Here is a 16,053-nt window from a genome sequence, read left to right on the forward strand (position 1 = left end):
CGCCATGACCATCCACAGCCTCCCGGCCCGGACGGACGCCCCGGCCCGGACCGAACCCGACAAGCCGGCCCGCCGCGGCGGCCGCCGCCTGCTGCGCGAACGCGCCGGACGCACCCACCACGCGGGACCGCTCGCCTACGTCCTGCTCGCCGTCATGGCGATCCTGTCCATCTTCCCGCTGTACTGGACGATGGTGGCCGCCTCCACGGACAACACCCGGGTCAGCCAGACCCCGCCGCCGTTCCTGCCGGGCCCGAACCTTTTCAGCAACCTCGCCCGCGCCTGGGACGAGGCAGCCATGGGCAAGGCGATGATCAACAGCACGATCGTGGCCGGGGTGATCGCCCTCTCCACGGTGTTCTTCGCGACGCTCGCCGGCTTCGCCTTCGCCAAACTGCGCTTCAAGGGACGCAACATCCTGCTCATGCTGGTGATCGGCACCATGATGGTGCCCCCGCAGCTCGGCGTCGTCCCGCTGTTCATGATGATGTCGGAACTCGGCTGGTCGCAGCAGCTGCCCGCCGTCATCTTCCCCACCCTGGTCAGCGCCGTCGGCGTGTTCTTCATGCGGCAGTACCTCTCCGAGGCGCTGCCCGACGAACTCGTCGAGGCCGGACGGGTCGACGGGGCGCACTCGCTGCGCATCTTCTGGAGCATCGTGCTGCCCGTCGCACGGCCCGCCATGGCCGTCCTGTTCATGATCACGTTCGTGCACGCCTGGAACGACTTCTTCTGGCCGTTCGTGGTGCTCGACATGTCCAACCCGACCGTCCCCGTCGCGCTCACGCAGCTCAGCGCGGGGTACGTCCGCGACCAGTCGCTCATCATGGCCGGCGCGCTGCTCGGCACCCTGCCGCTGCTGGCGATGTTCATCGTCTTCGGCCGCCAGATCGTCAGCGGCATCATGGCCGGCGCCGTCAAGGGCTGACCGCCGCCTCCACAGCCCCGACCCGACACCCCCACCGGGCCCGCCCGCGCACCCCCGCGGCCGGCGCCCGCCACCCCGAAAGGACTTACGTGGTCACCGCAGCACAGCAGACCGCGTCCTCCCCGGACGCCGCCCGCACCTTCCCCAAGGGCTTCCTCTGGGGTTCGGCCACCGCCTCCTACCAGATCGAGGGCGCCGCCGCCGAGGACGGACGCACCCCGTCCATCTGGGACACCTACGCCCGCACCCCGGGCCGGGTCCGCAACGGCGACACCGGTGACATCGCCACCGACCACTACCACCGCTGGCGCGAGGACGTCGCCCTCATGGCCGAACTCGGCCTGGGCGCCTACCGGTTCTCCCTCGCCTGGCCCCGCATCCAGCCCACCGGACGCGGCCCCGCCGTCCAGAAGGGCCTCGACTTCTACCGGCGCCTGACCGACGAACTGCTGGAGAAGGGCATCCAGCCCGTCGCCACCCTCTACCACTGGGACCTGCCCCAGGAACTGGAGGACGCCGGCGGCTGGCCCGAGCGCGCCACCGCCGAACGCTTCGCCGAGTACGCCGCCCTCGCCGCGGACGCCCTCGGCGACCGCGTGAAGACCTGGACCACGCTCAACGAGCCCTGGTGCAGCGCCTTCCTCGGCTACGGCTCCGGTGTGCACGCCCCCGGCCGCACCGACCCGGTCGCCGCCCTGCGCGCCGCCCACCATCTCAACCTCGGCCACGGTCTCGCCGTCCAGGCCCTGCGCGACCGCCTCCCGGCCGCCGCCCAGTGCTCGGTCACCCTCAACATCCACCACGTCCGCCCCCTCACGGACAGCGAGGGCGACCGGGACGCGGTCCGCCGCATCGACGCGCTGGCCAACCGCGTCTTCACCGGGCCGATGCTGCAGGGCGCGTACCCGGAGGACCTGCTCAAGGACACCGCGGGACTGACCGACTGGTCCTTCGTGAAGGACGGCGACCTGGAGCAGATCAACCAGCCGCTCGACTTGCTCGGCGTCAACTACTACACGCCCACGGTCGTCTCGGAGACCGACGGCAGCGGCGCCCACACCTCCGACGGACACGGCAACAGCCCGCACAGCCCCTGGCCGGCCGCCGACAAGGTCGCCTTCCACCAGCCGCCCGGCGAGCGCACCGCCATGGGCTGGGCGGTCGATGCGACCGGTCTGTACGACCTGCTGCGCCGGCTGTCGCACGACTTCCCGAAGCTGCCGCTGGTCATCACCGAGAACGGCGCCGCCTTCGACGACTACGCCGACCCCGACGGCAACGTCAACGACCCCGCCCGCATCGCGTACGTCCGCGACCACCTGGCCGCCGTCCACCGCGCCATCCTCGACGGCTCGGACGTCCGCGGCTACTTCCTGTGGTCCCTCCTCGACAACTTCGAGTGGGCGCACGGCTACAGCAAGCGGTTCGGCGCGGTGTACGTCGACTACCCGACCGGCAGGCGCATCCCGAAGGCCAGCGCCCACTGGTACGCGGAGATCGCCCGCACGGGCGTCCTCCCCGCGGCCTGACCCGAACTCCGCGAGCCCGACTCCCTGCCCGTGGGGGGACAGGGAGTCGGGCTCGCGGTCGTCACCTCATGTCCGAGCGGCCGCGGAGGATCGCGACGCCGTCGCCGTCGAGCTCGTCGCAGCAGGCCGCGCGGCCTGTCATCGCCATGACGAGGTCGACGGTCCGCCCTGCCACGAGCGGCCCGTCCCCGGTGGAGAACGGCCCGTCACCCGCGACGAGCTTCAGCCCGCCGATCCGCCCCTTCGCGACGACCACGAGGTCGGTGCCGCCGTAGTACCCGGCGACGGCGGTCACGGTCTCGACGGGGTAGTCCCTCCGTATGCCGAGCGGCCGCCGGATGTCCTCCCCGTGCACGACGGTCTCGCCGCGCATGGCGACGGCGGGCAGGGGAGGCTTGGTCGTGCTCGGTACGGTGCGCCGGAAGCGGGCCAGGGTGTCGGCCGGCCCCGAACCGAGCTGCTGGGCCAGGCGCATGGCGACCTGCACGTCGAAGTCGAACCGACAGCGGACGACGCCGGCGAGCCACGTGAAGGTGTTGAGACTCGCTCCCGCGGTGAGGTGCGCGAGCACGTCGCGCACGGTGAGCCCGTCACAGAGCGAGGGCGTGGCCCACTGATCGGGCTGGAGCCCCGCGAGATCGCCGGCGAGCGCGGCGCGCTCGGCACGGATCATGGACCACACCGTGGGGCCGGAAGGTGTCGTCATGGGGGAGAGGCTCCTTGGCGGCGGGGCGGCTGAGACGCGTGGCACGGGGGACGACTCCCGCCCGGCACGCGACTCATCGCCGGGAGCACAGCAGAATGCGGGGCATGGACGTCCTGGCACTGCTGAAGTCGGCCTCGCTCCTGGTCCCCGAGGAGACGGCGTCCGAGAACGACGTCACGGTGAACGACGTCTGGGAGTACCTCGCCCGCGACGAGTGGGAGACGGCGCTCGGCCTGCTCGAGGAACTGGGGGACGTACGGTCGCTCCCGGCCGCGTTCTGGGCGTCGATGGCAGCCGCGGCGGAGGAACTGCGCTTGGAGCGGAGCGCGGCGTGGTGCCACTGGCGGGAGGGGGAGGCCCTGCACGGTGTCATCCGCGCCGACCTCACCCTGCGCGCGCCGTCCGACGGCGGACGCCGGTCACCTGTCCCCGGCGCCGGCGTCCTGCGCCCGATGTGGGACATCGGCCACCGCACCCCCACCGGCGAACCCGCGTACGCCGTCGCCCGGCTCTGGGTGGAGGACCTCCCCGCCCTGGAACCCGGCGGCCGTGCTCCGGTGCGCCTGGCCCCTCTCACCCCGGAGCGGTGGCGTCACCTCCGCCCCGGTCATGTGATCACCCTGCACGAGACCGGCCGAGTGGGCGGAGCGGCGGTCCTGCTGGAGGCGGGGCTGCCGGGATGACGTGCGGGGGGCGCGCGGCTGTCAGAACGTGGCGCTGATCGCCCCGACCCTCTTCCCGTGGCCCAGAACAGGGGCGGTGGCGAGTTCGGCGAGCGTGGTGTCCGCGTCCACGTCGACGCCGAGGCGGCGCAGGGCGGCGATCATCACCACGGGGCGCGACCGCTGGGAGCCGTCGGCGATCTTCAGCGCGACGGCCGAACCGTCCGGCAGGCCGAGCGCGTACACGCCCTCGGCGCCGTCCTTCGCGACGGCGCCCGGCAGCGCCCGCATGAGCCGGGTCACATCACGCCCGGTGCCGCCCACGTACTCCGGGTGTGTGTTCATGGCCTGCACGACACGGTGTTCAAGGGTGCCCGCCGGCGCGCAGGCCAGGCGCCCGAAGGAACGGGCCAGGCCGCGCAGGCTGATCGCGAACAGAGGCGCACCGCAGCCGTCCACGCCCGTCGCCGCGACCTTCTCGCCCGCGAGCTCCTCCACCGTCTCGCGCAGCCGCACCTGGAGCGGGTGCTCCGGGTCGAGGTACGAGGCGGTGTCCCAGCCGCCCGCGACGCAGGTCGCCAGCATCGCGGCGTGCTTGCCGGAGCAGTTCATCGTCAGCGGGGTAGGGTCTCCGCCGTTGCGCAGGTAGTCGCGGAGCGCGTCCTCGCCGATCGGGAGGGCCGCCGTGCACCGCAGCGCGTCCGTGGAGAGGCCGGCCGAGGCCAGGATCTCCCGCACGCCCTCCAGGTGGAAGTCCTCGCCGGAGTGGCTGGCGCAGGCCAGCGCCAGGAGCGGGCCGTCCAGATCGAGTCCGGCACGCAGCATGCCGAGCGCCTGCAGGGGCTTGTTGGAGGAGCGCGGGTACATCGGGGCGTCGACGTCCCCGATCCGTACCTTCTCGGACCCGTCGGGGCCGGTCGCCAGGACCGTCCCGTGGTGCACGGACTCCAGGAAATCTCCGCGCCGGACCTCGGCCACCACGTTGTGCATCGCTACGCCCGCCTCTCCATTCGTGTCAACTGTCGACAGTTATCACTTCACCCCGGACGCTGTCGAGTGTGAGATCGATCCGGCGGACAACGCTTGACAGCTGCGGAAACGTAGCTGTCAACTGGCGACTGTCAACACTTTGCCGGTCGAGGAAGGCAGTGCCTGTGAGCGAGACCCTGCAACGCGGCCTTGCCGTCCAGATCGCCGAAGTGCTGCGTGAACGGCTGCTCAGCGGCCGTCTCACACCTGGCACCCGGATCAACGAGGTGGTGCTCGCCCGGGAGCTCGGCACCAGCCGGGGGCCCTTGCGCGAGGCGGTACGACAACTGGTCAGCGAGGGCCTGCTCGTGCACACCCCCAACCGGGGCGCCACGGTCTTCGCGGCCGACCCGGCGAGCGTGGCGGCCCTCTTCGAGCTCCGTACGGCGCTGGAGAGCGAGTGCGCCCGGCTCGCCGCGGAGCGCCGCGACGACAAGGACGTCGCCGCGCTGCGCTCGGCCTGTGCCCGGGCGCGGAAGACCATCGGGAGCGGGCGGAGTCTCGTGCACCGGCTTGACCTGGACTTCCACCGGACCCTGACCGACACCGCCCGCAGTCCCCGGATCGGCGAGCAACTGTGGCGTGTGCAGCAGCAGATCATCCTGCTGCGCAGCCCGCTGGACGTACCGGCGTCCCACACGGCCGACTCCCTGGACGACCACGAGGAGATCGCCGCCGCCGTGGCGGACGGTGACGCCGAGCGCGCCGCCGCCCTCATGCGGCTCCACCTCGACCGCGTACGGAACCAGATGGCGGCCTCGGCCGAGAACCCGGCGGTCGCCTCGGCCTCCGGCGTGCCGGCCGGCGGCTGACCCGAGCACCTCCTTCCCGTACGACCCGCCCCGGGCGCCGCACCCCGTCCGCCCGGGCACGCCTCCGCATGCCCTCAGCCGCACGACCCGGTCACCTCCGGACGTCTCGGCCGCCCCGGCGACGCGCTGCCACCTCAGCCGCCGGCCCCCCCGACCTCCCCCCCCACACCGACCGGCCCGGCCCCGGCCGAGCACTGGAGTACCTGACATGACCGATCCCTCCACCATGGCCCCGCCCTCAAGGGAGCGCCGTACCCCCGGGCTGTTCGTCGCCGCGCTGCCCGTCGTGCTGATGCTGGCCCTCATGGTCACCGGCACGCTGTGGCTCGGTCTCGACGCCGTCGTCCTCCTCGTCGCGGCCTGCGCCGTCGCCGGCGTCATCGCGCTGACCCTGGGCGTGACCTGGGACGAGATGCTCGAGGGGATCCGGTCGAAGATCGACTCGGCCATGCCCGCACTGCTGATCCTGATCTCGATCGGCATCCTGATCGGCACCTGGACGCTGAGCGGCACGATTCCCATGATCGTGGACTGGGGGCTCCGCTCCATCCAGCCCTCGTGGATCGTGATCCTCGCGTTCCTGATCACCATGGTCGTCTCGACGGTCACCGGCACGTCGTGGGGCTCCGTCGGCACCGTCGGCGTCGCCCTGATCGGCGTGGCCGGCGGTCTGGGGGTGTCCCTGCCCATGACGGCGGGCGCCATCATCTCGGGCGCCTACTTCGGCGACAAGATGTCCCCGATGTCGGACACCACCAATCTGGCCCCCGCGGTGGCCGGATCGACTCTCTTCGAGCACATCCGGCATCTGCTCTGGACGACGGGCCCGGCCGCCGTCCTCGCGGGCATCCTGTACCTGGTCCTCGGCCGCACCCAGCACGCCGACGGCCAGGCCGTCCAACGCTCGCAGGCCCTCCAGGACGTGCTGGAACAGGCCTTCCACTTCAACCTGCTGCTTCTGCTGCCGCCCGCCGTGGTGCTCGTGGGCGCGGTCATGAAGAAGCCGGCGCTGCCGACCGTCATCGCCTCGTCGGTGGTCGCGGGAGCGCTGGGCGGCATCGTGCAGGGCTTCACCCTCGAACAGATCTCGTCCGCGGCGGCGACGGGCTTCACCTCGACGATGCTGGACGGACACGGAGGCATCGACCCCCAGCACCTGCCCGAGGCGGCCGAGACGCTGCTCAACCGGGGCGGCATGGCGTCCATGACGACGACCGTCCTCATCGGCCTCGCCGGATTCGCCTTCGCCGGCATCCTTACCGTGACCGGCTGCCTGGACGTCCTGATGCACCGCCTGCTCGCCAAGGTCCGCAGGACGGGCGGGATCATCCTCGCCACCGCGATGAGCTCTCTGGGCACCGCCCTTGCGATGGGTGTCTCGTACTTGACGATCATCGTGCCGGGCCAGGCCTTCAAGGACGTCTACCCCGAGCGCGGACTCGCCCCGAAGAACCTCTCGCGCACCCTGGAGGACTCCGGGACGGTCTTCGTACCGCTGGTGCCGTGGACGGAGGCCGCGGCCTACATGTCCGCGACCCTGGGGGTCGCGACCATGGCGTACGCCCCGTACGCGTTCCTGAACTACTTCGGCGTGATCATCGCGGTGATCTGCGGCTACACCGGATTGGGCATCGCCCGTCAGAAGCCGGCCCCCCGCCCCGCAAAGGAGCCGGTGCCGGCCACGGCCTGATCACCTCAGCCGGACTTCCGCCACACCGAGATGTGCTTGGGCGACTCCTGGGTGAACGGTGAGCCGTCCCAGTCCGCGACCCGGCGTTCCGGCTGAAGCCCGGCGATACGGGCCATGAGGTCGAGTTCCGCCGGCCAGGCGTAGCGGTGCCGGGAGGCGCCGCGGCGGTAGCGGCCGTCGTCGCCGTCGCGGGTGAAGTGGTGCGAGACGAGAAGCTGTTCGACGGTGTCGACGGTGTCGAACCCCAGATGGCGCTCCGACACGTCGAACGGCACCGCGGCCTGCCCGGGCGGCAGGAACCGCAGGGGCGGCACGCCCAGCTCGATGACGAAACGGCCCCCGGGCCGCAGATGACGCGCGGCGTTGCGGAAACACTCGACCTGCTCGTCCTGCGTGAGCAGGTTCGAGATCGTGTTGTAGACGAGGTACACCAGGGAGAACTCACCCGGCACGACGGTCGTCGCCATGTCCCCGAGGACCACCGGCAGCGTGTCCTCGTCGACCTTGCGGCGCAGCACGGCCGCCATGTGCTCGGACAGCTCGATGCCGGTCACCGGCACACCGCGTTTCCGCAGCGGCACGCCCACACGTCCGGTCCCGACGGCGAACTCCAGCGCACGGCCGTCCCCGGCCAGCTCGGCCAGGAAGCCGACGGTCGCCCCGAGGACGGCGGCCGAGGTCATCTCGGTCTCCTCGGCGTCATAACGTTCGGCGGACTCGGGTCCCCACAGCTCACTACTCGTCACGGTGGGCCACTGTGCCGCGCCCCGACGGGCGCTGTCGATCGAATTAACGCGCCGTACGGGGGCCGGCCTGCCCCACAATGGCCACCTGCCGGACTCCCTCGACAGACAGGTGGGCAACCGTGCGCGCACCGCACCCGCTCCTGACGTACTTCCATGCGGCCGCAGACGGCCGCTTCCCCCCGGTCGACGGCAGGGTGACGGTGCTGCCGCCGCTGGCCGGGGGGCTCGAGTGCTCGGTCGCCTTCACCGGCCACGCCGTCGTCGCAACCGCCCTGAGCAGCCAGGACGTACTGGCCCAGGAACCGGACGGCTTCGGCGCGTCGCTCGCGCCGGACTTCCTGCGCCACCTGGCCGGCCCCAAAGGCTGGATCGACGTCATCGACGTGACCCTCACGGCCCGCGGCACGGGAGGCCCGCCGCGCCTGGCAGAGCCGGCCGACGCCGACGACCATCCGCGCGTACGCCACGCCAGGGACGTACGGACGAACGTCGAGGTCCACGGTGACGAGCGCGGCCTCATCACCCTGGCCGACGGTCTCGCCGGCCGGCGGGAGTTGAGCATCGAACTCCACGACACCCAGGACGGCGGCAGAGGACACGGGAGGTCGCTCATCGCCGACGCCCTGTCCCTCGTCCCGGAGGGCGAGCCCGTCTTCGCCGCCGTTTCCCCCGGCAACGCCCGCTCCCTCCGCGCCTTCCTCGCCTGTGGGTTCAGGCCGATCGGCAGTGAGGTCCTGCTGCGTCCGGCGCGGGTGTAGCCCGGCAGGCGCCCGCCGTCACGCGGAGGCCGCCGCCCGAAGCCCCAGCCACTGCTCCGCGTCCCACGCCCAGAACCGCTCCACCTCCGCGAACCCGAGCTTGGCCGCCAGCCGGAGGGAACGCGTGTTGGCGGTCTGCGTGGCCAGGACCACCGGCTCCTCGGGGAGGACGCCGTCGAGCCAGTCGAGCGCCGCCCCGCACGCCTCCGCCGCGTACCCCTGCCCCCACGCCCGCGGCAGGAACAGATAGCCCAGGTCGACCTTGCCCACCGCAGCGGGGCGTGCGTGCTCCGACGCCCTCCTCAGCAGCACGTGCCCGATCATCGCCCCGTCGAGCTCGACGACGAGGCTGCCAGGCCACTGCCCCGGCACGGCCGGCATCTCACGCTCCACCTCTTGCCGCGGCTCGGCGCCGCCGAGATACGTATGCACCTCCTGCGACGCGTACAGCTCGACGAACCCCGCACGGTCTCGTGCCTCCGCCGCACGCAGCACCAGCCGCTCGGTCGGGACCGGTGCGGGCGGCCAGGGGGCGGGTCCAAGATCGGTCATGCCCGCCAGCCAAGCAGCAGGCGCAGCCGCCCACAAGGGGCAGACCCGGGTGCCCCACACCCACCCGCACCCGTCCTCACCGCCTCCGGTACTCCTGCGTCGGCTCGGCCGCCCTGCCGGCCGTCCGCTCCGGCACCTCCGCCCCGGGCGTCGGGGCGACGCCGCTGCGGCGCGCGGTCGACTCCCGGGCCGCCGGGGTGGGGCGTGCGTCCACGGGGGGCTCGGCGGGCTCCGCCGTCACCGTGGGGCCCGTCGTCGGGTGAGGGGTGGGGGAGCCGGTCAGGGGCGGAGGGGCCAGCGGGACCGTGGGTGACACCGGCCGGTCGGAGGTCGTCGTCGCGTTCTGCAGCGGCAGCGCGACGAGCAGGGCCACGGCGCACGTCAGACCGGCCCCCACCGTCGTACGGACCAGCCGTCGCCGCGCCGCACGGCGGCGGATCGTCTCGAACCGGCCCGGCGGCGGGCCGAGATGGTCGGACGTGGGCCGCAGGAGCTGCGCGAGCGGGTCGTCCGGCTCGAACTCGGGCCCCTCGTCAGCGTGAGTGATCAAGGTTTCTCCTCAGGTGGGCACGGAGCAGCTCCCTGGCCGCGTGAAGATCGGCCTTGATGGTTCCTTCCTTGCGTCCGGTCACCGCGGACACCTCCCGGACCGGCAGGTCAGCGTAGTAGTGCAGCAGGATCGGCACCCGCAGCCGCTCCGGCAGCGCCTGCACCAGCATCCGCACCGACGGGTCGGCGGGTTCCGTGTGCGGACGTACGGCCGCCTCGGTGCCGACCCGGCGCACGGTCTTCCGTTCGCGGTCGAGCCGTCTCCAGTGGTCGCGCACCAGATTGGCCGCGGTGACGTACAGGAACGCCCGTGGTTCCGTCACGGACGTCCAGCGTGACCACAGCCGGGTGAACGCCTCGGAGGCGATCTCGTGGGCCGTCCCGTCGTCGTCGACCAGACGGCGGCACCAGCCGGCGAGGCGCGGGTAAAGGGCGGCGAAGAGCTCGGACGCTGCCTGCTCGCGGGACCGTTTCAATGCTCTCCATGGTCGGGGCGGGCCCGGTGAGGGGACACCGCGCGGGGCAAGGGGGAAAGTCCGTGTGCCGGGCCGCCGTTGCGACGGCCCGGCACACGGACGCCGGGCGCGCGCCGGGTCAGGGCGCGGTGGCGCGGAGCGCCGCGAAGACGATCACGTTGTCGCGGTACTCGCCGTCCTCCAGCGGCCCGCCGCACGTGACGAGCCGCAGTTCGGGCCGCGGGGTGTCGCCGTAGACGTCCTCCGTCGGGAAGTCGGCCTTGGCGACCGTGCGGACCGAGGTGACGGCGAACTCCGCAGCCGTGCCGTTCTCCAGACGCACCGTGATCCCGTCGTCCCGCCGCAGCCGCGCCAGTTGACGGAAGACCCCGTCGCCGTAGGCGCCGACCGTGACGTGACCGAGGATCACCGAGGGACCCGGCCGGCCGGGGGTGGGGGAGTACCGGTACCAGCCGGCCGGGTCGTCCGCCGTGATCGGAGGGACCTCCACCGTGCGGTCCGGGGCCAGACCCAGCCGTATGACCGGGGTGTCGACCCCGATGGCGGGGATCTCCAGACCGACCGGGACCGAACGCGCCAGGGGACGTGGCCCGGAGACGGGCGACCCCGCCGCTGCGGGCGTCCGGTTCCCCGGCGTGCCCGTCGCGGCCGGCCCGTCGGCGGCGGACCCGCCACCGCCGCCGCAGCCCGCGACCAGACAGGCCACGGCACGGCGACGACGGCGCGCCTGGAGAACGGGTCATGCCCGGACGCCCGCCGGCGCACGACGAGACGGCGCGCCGCCCGCGGCGAGCACCGCGGCGGCGCCCCGCCGATCAGCACCGGTCGCCGCCGGACTCCGCGGCGACCGGCGCGTCACCGGTGTCCGGGGCGCCGCGCGGCACCACGGAGACCCCGTCGCGCTCCTCCGCCGGAGCCGGAGTCGCCTCGGCGGCGCCTCGGTCGGACGGAACCGGGCTCGGGCCGGTCTCGGCCGCCTGCTCGCCGGAGTCGGTGGGCGCCGACGTCGTGTCGGGGACCGGGGAGGGGTCGTCGGCGAACGCCGGCATCGCGGTGGCCAGCACGGCGGTACACGCGAGTGCCGCCGCGCTCAGGACGTTTCGGCGCATGGAACGCTCTCTTTCCTGGTTCGCCCGCACGGTTTCGTCCGCCGGGCCGGTGGATGGATCGTGCGGAGAGACGGGGGAGCGGGGACCCAGGTTGCAAAGAGAAGGTAAAGCCGCCAACGGCGTCTCTGTGAGGCCCAGTTCGACGGGCTCAGTCGAGGATCGCCGTCGCCTCCACCTCGACCAGCACGTCCGGCTCGAAGAGGTGGTCGACGCCGATGAGGGACGACGGCGGGAGCGGCACCCGCAGCCCGATCTCCCCGGCGACCTCCTCCACCCCGGCCATGAACGGGCCGATCTTCTCGGGCGCCCAGCCGGTGACGTAGAAGGTGAGGCGCAGGACGTCGTCGAAGGAGGCGCCGGCGCCGCGCAGGCCGCGCGCCGTGCCCCGGAGCGCGTGGGCGACCTGCCCGGCGAGGTCGCCCGGCGCGAGGGGAGCACCGTCGGCGGTACGGGCGACCTGCCCGCTGACGTGGACGTGCCGGGTGCCCGTCCCCACGGCGACGTGCTCGTACGGGGTGGGCTGCAGCATGCCTTCGGGGGTGAAACGGCGGACGGCCACGGGAGTCTCCTCGTGTCGAAGAAGCAGGTATACCGTTGATACTTGGTGGCCGAAGGACACTTCAAGGAGACCAGGTATCGTGCCGGAGACCTACGACGGCCGCGCGAGCGGCGAGCTGCGGATCGAGAACGCCCACCGTGAGCTGCTCGACCAGGTGCTGGACAAGTGGTCGCTCAGCGTCCTCAACGAACTCTGCGAGCGGCCCTGCCGGTTCAACGACCTGCGCCGCGCCGTCCCCGCCGTGACGCAGAAGTCCCTCACCGCGACCCTGCGCAGGCTCGAACGCAACGGCATCGTCGAGAGGGAGGTCGTCAGCTCCCGTCCCGTCGCCGTGGAGTACCGCATCACGCCGCTCGGCAAGACCATGCGGCGGCCGGTCGACGTGCTCCTGGAGTGGGCCACGGCCCATATGCCCGAGATCGAGCGCGCCCGCCGCGCTTTCGACGACCTCGACTGAGCCCACCCCCTGTCGAGACCGCCACCGCGACACGCGCCCTCCGAGCGGAAGCGGGACACGGGCCGCGCCACGGGTGTACGAAGGGCCGGCAACGCACCGCGCGACGCGTGAGGAGCGATACGTGGCGATCCAGCGGATGGACAACGTGGCCGTCAACGTCGACGACCTGGAGGCGGCCGTCGCCTTCTTCACCGACCTCGGCATGGAACTGGAGGGCCGGGCGGAGATCGAGGGGACCGTCCCGGACCGGATGCTCGGCCTCGACGGCGTCCACACGAGCATCGCGATGCTGCACACCCCCGACGGTCACGGAAAGCTGGAGCTGACCCAGTACCGCACCCCCGCGGCGGTCACCGTGGGCCCTCCCGACCCGCCGCCGCACACCCTGGGCCTGCACCGCGTCATGTTCGCCGTCGACGACCTGGACGACACGCTCGCCCGCCTGCGCCGCCACGGCGCCGAACTCATCGGCGAGGTGGTCGAGTACGAGAACGTCTACCGCCTCTGCGACCTGCGCGGCCCCTCGGGCATCATCGTGGCGCTGGCGGAACGGATCGGCTAGCCGTTCCGCCCTGCGCGGTTGACCTCAACCGAGCTTGAGTTCCTACGTTCGTCCTCGAAAGTCGCGGCAGCAGGCCACGGCGCCCACGAGGAGGTCGGTCATGGACGAGCGCACGGCGGAGGCGGCCGTTCCCGAGCGTTACCACTACGCGGTGGTCCCGCACATCATGGTCGACGACGCCGCGGCGGCGATCGACTTCTACCGGCGGGCGTTCGGCGCGCGGGAGGACTTCCGGCTGGACGCGCCGGGCGGGGGAGTGCTGCACGCCGAGATCACCATCGGGCGGTCGACGCTGATGCTGGGCGACGCGAGCGTGAAGGAGGCCGAGGAGGGGTCCTTCACCGCGCCCGCCTTCCTCGGCGGCGGCACGTCCGTCACGCTGCACGTCTTCGTGCCGGACGTCGACGCGCTGGCCGCGCGGGCGGAGGCGGAGGGCGCGGAGATCCTCCAGCCGCCGACCGACATGTTCCACGGGGACCGCACGGTGATCCTGCGGGACCCGTCGGGGCATCTGTGGGTGTTCCTGACCCACCTCGAGGACGTGAGCGAGGACGAACTCAGGCGACGCCTGGCAGCCGCTGCCCTGTAGCCACGGGGCAGGCGTTCCTCAGGCTGCCGCCTCCTCGACCGTGACGCCCAGCCGCCCGGCGACGGTGGTGAGCGCCGCGCCCAGCGGCAGCCCGACCCGCGCCCGGGCGTGCCGGTCGCCGCGGGTCGGGTCCCGGTTGACGATCAGCACGGGCTTGCCGCTCTCCGCCGCCAGCCGCACGAACCGCAGCCCCGACATCACCGTCAGCGAGGACCCCAGGACCAGCAGGGAGTCCGACTCCCGCACCATCCGCCGGCACAGCTCCACCCGCTGCGGCGGCACCGTCTCCCCGAAGAACACCACGTCCGGCTTGAGGACGCCGCCGCACACCGCGCACGGCACCACACGGAACCCGACGACCTGGTCGTCGGTGAGGTCGGCGTCGCCGTCCGGGTTGATCCCCGCGGCGACCGGCGAGAAGCCGGGGTTGGCCGCCTCCAGCCGCTCCGCGAGCTCACGGCGCGGGCTCGTCCGCCCGCACGACAGACAGACCACCCGGTCCAGACTCCCGTGCAGCTCCACCACACCCTCGCTGCCGGCGGCCTGGTGCAGCCCGTCCACGTTCTGCGTGATCACGCCCGACACCAGACCGTCCCGGCCGAACGCGGCGACCGCCCGGTGCCCGGCGTTGGGCAGGGCACGGCCGAAGGTCCGCCAGCCCAGATGACTCCGCGCCCAGTACCGGCGCCGCGCGGCGGCCCCGCCCACGAACTCCTGGAACGTCATCGGGGTGTGCCGGCTCAGACTCCCGCCCTCGCCGCGGTAGTCGGGGATCCCGGACTCCGTGGAGATCCCCGCCCCGCTGAGCACCAGCACGCCGCCGGCGCGCAGCGCGTCGACGACGGGCTCCAGATCCGTGGTGGCCGGCGGCAGGTCCTCCGTCGGGGTCCATCTCAAAGTGGGGCGCACGCGCATGTCCACCAGGGTACGGAACCCCTGCGAACCCTCCGTCGATCTTGTGATCCGGTAGCCTACGGGCGCATACGGAGGGCCTGATCGACGTGCGAGAGCCGAGGAGCTGAGGGTGCCGGAGCGGAACATCGAGTTCGGCAAGTTCGGGGCCCGGGGTCTGAAGGGTCACGAGGCCGTCGCCCGCCGCCTCGACGCGCTCGCCGGGTTCGTCGCCACCCCGGTCACCGCACGGCGCGGACTGCTCGCCCGGCTGCACTACCTCACCCGCACCGATCACGCCCGCGAGGCGGCCCGGGAGGCGGGACTGACCGTCACCGACCGCACCCTCAAGGCGTGGCTCGACGGCAGACGCACCCCCAACCGCCGCAACCTCGAACGCATCGAGACGGCCTACCGCACCGTCCGCCGCCACAACGTCGCCCGCTACCTTCTCGCCCGCCTCAACCGCGAGGGGCGCGGCACCCGCGTCGAGTTCCACCCGCTGAACCAGTCCCAGGTCGACCGCCCCCGCCAGCGCGTGATCACCTACCGCACGCTGAACGTCCGCCACTGGGACCGCATCGTCGAGGCCTGGGTGGCCCAGGACGACGCCGCCCTCGACGAGGCGTGGATCAGCGACGCGGTGGTCGACCTCGGCTCGGAGTGGGGCCAGTACGAGTACGTCAGCAACGTGGGCTTCGCCGCCTGACGGCCCGCGCGCCTCGAACCGCCACGCGGGCGCCGAAGATCAGCTCAGCGGGCACGCTCAGCCCTGGTCCAGCAGCTGCGCCGCCACGGCCCGCGCGTCCCGCAGACAGCGGCTGTCGCCCTCCAGGCCCGCGCGCACCATCGCCCCCTCCAGCAGGAAGGCGATCTGCCGCGCCGTGGCCCGAGCAGCGTCGCGACGGCCGGGCAGCAGCGTCTCCACATGCTCCGCGATCATCCGCTCCACCTCTTCCTTCTGTTGCCGCACCTGTGCCCGCCCCTCGTGCCCGGCGGGCATCTCCGCGGCGGCGTTCAGCAGCCCGCACCCCCGGAAGCCGCCGGTGGGAGGGGCGTCCGCGCCGTCGATGTAGGTGTCGAAGACGCCCAGCACACCGTCGCGCGGGTCCGGTTCCGGCCCCACGCGCTCCCGGTACCGCACCAGCCAGTCCTCGTGCCGGTCGTCCAGGTAGGCGCGGACGAGATCGGCCTTGGAGGAGAAGTTGTTGTAGAGGCTCATCTTGGCCACGCCGGCCTCGGCGGTGATGGTGTCGATACCGGTGGCCGTCACGCCCTCCTGGTAGAAGCGCCGCGCCGCGGCCCGCAGGATGCGCTCCCGTGCGGGCCGTCTCCTTCCGGGCCTGACCGCTCCCGCCGATTCGCGCTCTCCTGACACGGCGCGCCCCTCTCGTTAGGTAGACTGGTCTACCTATTCTACGGGACGGCCGGCGCTCCGCCGACCGTCCC

19 protein-coding genes and 2 pseudogenes are annotated in these 16,053 nt (G+C 72.6%); 10 read left to right on the forward strand and 11 right to left on the reverse strand.

The window, feature by feature from the left end; all coding sequences use genetic code 11:
• The first annotated feature begins 4 nt into the window (after positions 1-4).
• Both AY578_RS31935 and AY578_RS31940 read left to right on the forward strand, forming a co-directional pair.
• A complete protein-coding gene (locus tag AY578_RS31935; protein WP_019523659.1) occupies positions 5-928 on the forward strand; it encodes a carbohydrate ABC transporter permease in 924 nt (307 codons plus the stop codon).
• Between the two features lie 89 nt (positions 929-1,017).
• On the forward strand, positions 1,018-2,457 hold the full coding sequence (locus AY578_RS31940; RefSeq protein WP_019523658.1) for a GH1 family beta-glucosidase: 1,440 nt from the start codon (positions 1,018-1,020) through the stop codon (positions 2,455-2,457).
• A gap of 61 nt (positions 2,458-2,518) precedes the next feature.
• Here AY578_RS31940 and AY578_RS31945 read toward each other — a convergent pair whose 3' ends face one another.
• A complete protein-coding gene (locus tag AY578_RS31945; protein ID WP_028960370.1) occupies positions 2,519-3,163 on the reverse strand; it encodes a maleylpyruvate isomerase family mycothiol-dependent enzyme in 645 nt (214 codons plus the stop codon).
• A 104-nt stretch (positions 3,164-3,267) separates the two neighbouring features.
• On the opposite strand from AY578_RS31945, the gene AY578_RS31950 reads away from it, so the two are divergent.
• Positions 3,268-3,846, forward strand: coding sequence for a hypothetical protein (locus tag AY578_RS31950; protein ID WP_037778412.1), 579 nt, complete (start codon positions 3,268-3,270; stop codon positions 3,844-3,846).
• A 21-nt stretch (positions 3,847-3,867) separates the two neighbouring features.
• Here AY578_RS31950 and AY578_RS31955 read toward each other — a convergent pair whose 3' ends face one another.
• Positions 3,868-4,815: an asparaginase gene (locus AY578_RS31955; RefSeq protein WP_019523655.1), complete on the reverse strand. Its 948-nt coding sequence runs from the start codon at positions 4,813-4,815 to the stop codon at positions 3,868-3,870.
• 164 nt (positions 4,816-4,979) lie between these two features.
• Here AY578_RS31955 and AY578_RS31960 point away from each other — a divergent pair, with 164 nt between their 5' ends.
• The gene (locus AY578_RS31960; protein ID WP_019523654.1) at positions 4,980-5,666 is read left to right on the forward strand and encodes a GntR family transcriptional regulator; all 687 of its coding nucleotides are present in this window, start codon (positions 4,980-4,982) and stop codon (positions 5,664-5,666) included.
• A 208-nt stretch (positions 5,667-5,874) separates the two neighbouring features.
• Entirely contained in the window at positions 5,875-7,356 is a 1,482-nt protein-coding gene (gene nhaC / locus AY578_RS31965; protein WP_052183328.1) for a Na+/H+ antiporter NhaC, read from the forward strand.
• A gap of 5 nt (positions 7,357-7,361) precedes the next feature.
• On the opposite strand, the gene AY578_RS31970 is transcribed toward nhaC, so the two are convergent.
• Positions 7,362-8,102: a class I SAM-dependent DNA methyltransferase gene (locus AY578_RS31970; protein ID WP_028960373.1), complete on the reverse strand. Its 741-nt coding sequence runs from the start codon at positions 8,100-8,102 to the stop codon at positions 7,362-7,364.
• Positions 8,103-8,221: 119 nt separating this feature from the next.
• Between AY578_RS31970 and AY578_RS31975 the strand changes: the two genes are divergently transcribed.
• A complete protein-coding gene (locus AY578_RS31975; protein ID WP_028960374.1) occupies positions 8,222-8,860 on the forward strand; it encodes a hypothetical protein in 639 nt (212 codons plus the stop codon).
• An 18-nt stretch (positions 8,861-8,878) separates the two neighbouring features.
• On the opposite strand, the gene AY578_RS31980 is transcribed toward AY578_RS31975, so the two are convergent.
• The 6 genes and pseudogenes from AY578_RS31980 to AY578_RS32005 form a co-directional block, all read right to left on the reverse strand.
• Positions 8,879-9,412, reverse strand: coding sequence for a GNAT family N-acetyltransferase (locus AY578_RS31980; RefSeq protein ID WP_026243653.1), 534 nt, complete (start codon positions 9,410-9,412; stop codon positions 8,879-8,881).
• 76 nt (positions 9,413-9,488) lie between these two features.
• On the reverse strand, positions 9,489-9,962 hold the full coding sequence (locus AY578_RS31985; RefSeq protein WP_028960375.1) for a hypothetical protein: 474 nt from the start codon (positions 9,960-9,962) through the stop codon (positions 9,489-9,491).
• On the reverse strand, positions 9,946-10,437 hold the full coding sequence (locus tag AY578_RS31990) for an RNA polymerase sigma factor (protein ID WP_019523648.1): 492 nt from the start codon (positions 10,435-10,437) through the stop codon (positions 9,946-9,948). Before AY578_RS31990 ends, AY578_RS31985 begins: the two co-directional genes overlap by 17 nt.
• A 118-nt stretch (positions 10,438-10,555) precedes the next feature.
• Positions 10,556-11,202 (reverse strand): annotated as a pseudogene (locus AY578_RS31995) (class F sortase).
• Positions 11,182-11,546 (reverse strand): annotated as a pseudogene (locus tag AY578_RS32000) (sortase-dependent protein); the annotation flags it as partial. The pseudogenes AY578_RS31995 and AY578_RS32000, both read right to left, overlap by 21 nt.
• 148 nt (positions 11,547-11,694) lie before the next feature.
• Positions 11,695-12,105 (reverse strand): RidA family protein, encoded by a 411-nt coding sequence (locus AY578_RS32005; RefSeq protein WP_019523645.1) that lies wholly within the window; start codon positions 12,103-12,105, stop codon positions 11,695-11,697.
• A gap of 79 nt (positions 12,106-12,184) precedes the next feature.
• On the opposite strand from AY578_RS32005, the gene AY578_RS32010 reads away from it, so the two are divergent.
• From AY578_RS32010 to AY578_RS32020, 3 genes are all read left to right on the forward strand, one after another.
• On the forward strand, positions 12,185-12,562 hold the full coding sequence (locus AY578_RS32010; protein ID WP_019523644.1) for a winged helix-turn-helix transcriptional regulator: 378 nt from the start codon (positions 12,185-12,187) through the stop codon (positions 12,560-12,562).
• 121 nt (positions 12,563-12,683) lie between these two features.
• A complete protein-coding gene (locus AY578_RS32015) occupies positions 12,684-13,124 on the forward strand; it encodes a VOC family protein (RefSeq protein ID WP_019523643.1) in 441 nt (146 codons plus the stop codon).
• 100 nt (positions 13,125-13,224) lie between these two features.
• Complete coding sequence (locus tag AY578_RS32020; protein ID WP_028960379.1) at positions 13,225-13,713, forward strand: VOC family protein; 489 nt, start codon at positions 13,225-13,227, stop codon at positions 13,711-13,713.
• An 18-nt stretch (positions 13,714-13,731) separates the two neighbouring features.
• On the opposite strand, the gene AY578_RS32025 is transcribed toward AY578_RS32020, so the two are convergent.
• Positions 13,732-14,628, reverse strand: a complete 897-nt coding sequence (locus tag AY578_RS32025) for an NAD-dependent protein deacetylase (RefSeq protein ID WP_028960380.1) — start codon at positions 14,626-14,628, stop codon at positions 13,732-13,734.
• Between the two features lie 109 nt (positions 14,629-14,737).
• On the opposite strand from AY578_RS32025, the gene AY578_RS32030 reads away from it, so the two are divergent.
• A complete protein-coding gene (locus AY578_RS32030) occupies positions 14,738-15,313 on the forward strand; it encodes a hypothetical protein (RefSeq protein WP_019523640.1) in 576 nt (191 codons plus the stop codon).
• Positions 15,314-15,370: 57 nt separating this feature from the next.
• On the opposite strand, the gene AY578_RS32035 is transcribed toward AY578_RS32030, so the two are convergent.
• Positions 15,371-15,982 carry a TetR/AcrR family transcriptional regulator gene (locus AY578_RS32035; protein WP_258906726.1) on the reverse strand — a complete coding sequence of 204 codons (612 nt, stop codon included), beginning with the start codon at positions 15,980-15,982 and terminating at the stop codon, positions 15,371-15,373.
• Between the last annotated feature and the right edge of the window lie 71 nt (positions 15,983-16,053).

Origin of the sequence: Streptomyces thermocarboxydus (assembly GCF_024760485.1) — a bacterium.
GTDB lineage: Bacteria > Actinomycetota > Actinomycetes > Streptomycetales > Streptomycetaceae > Streptomyces > Streptomyces cellulosae.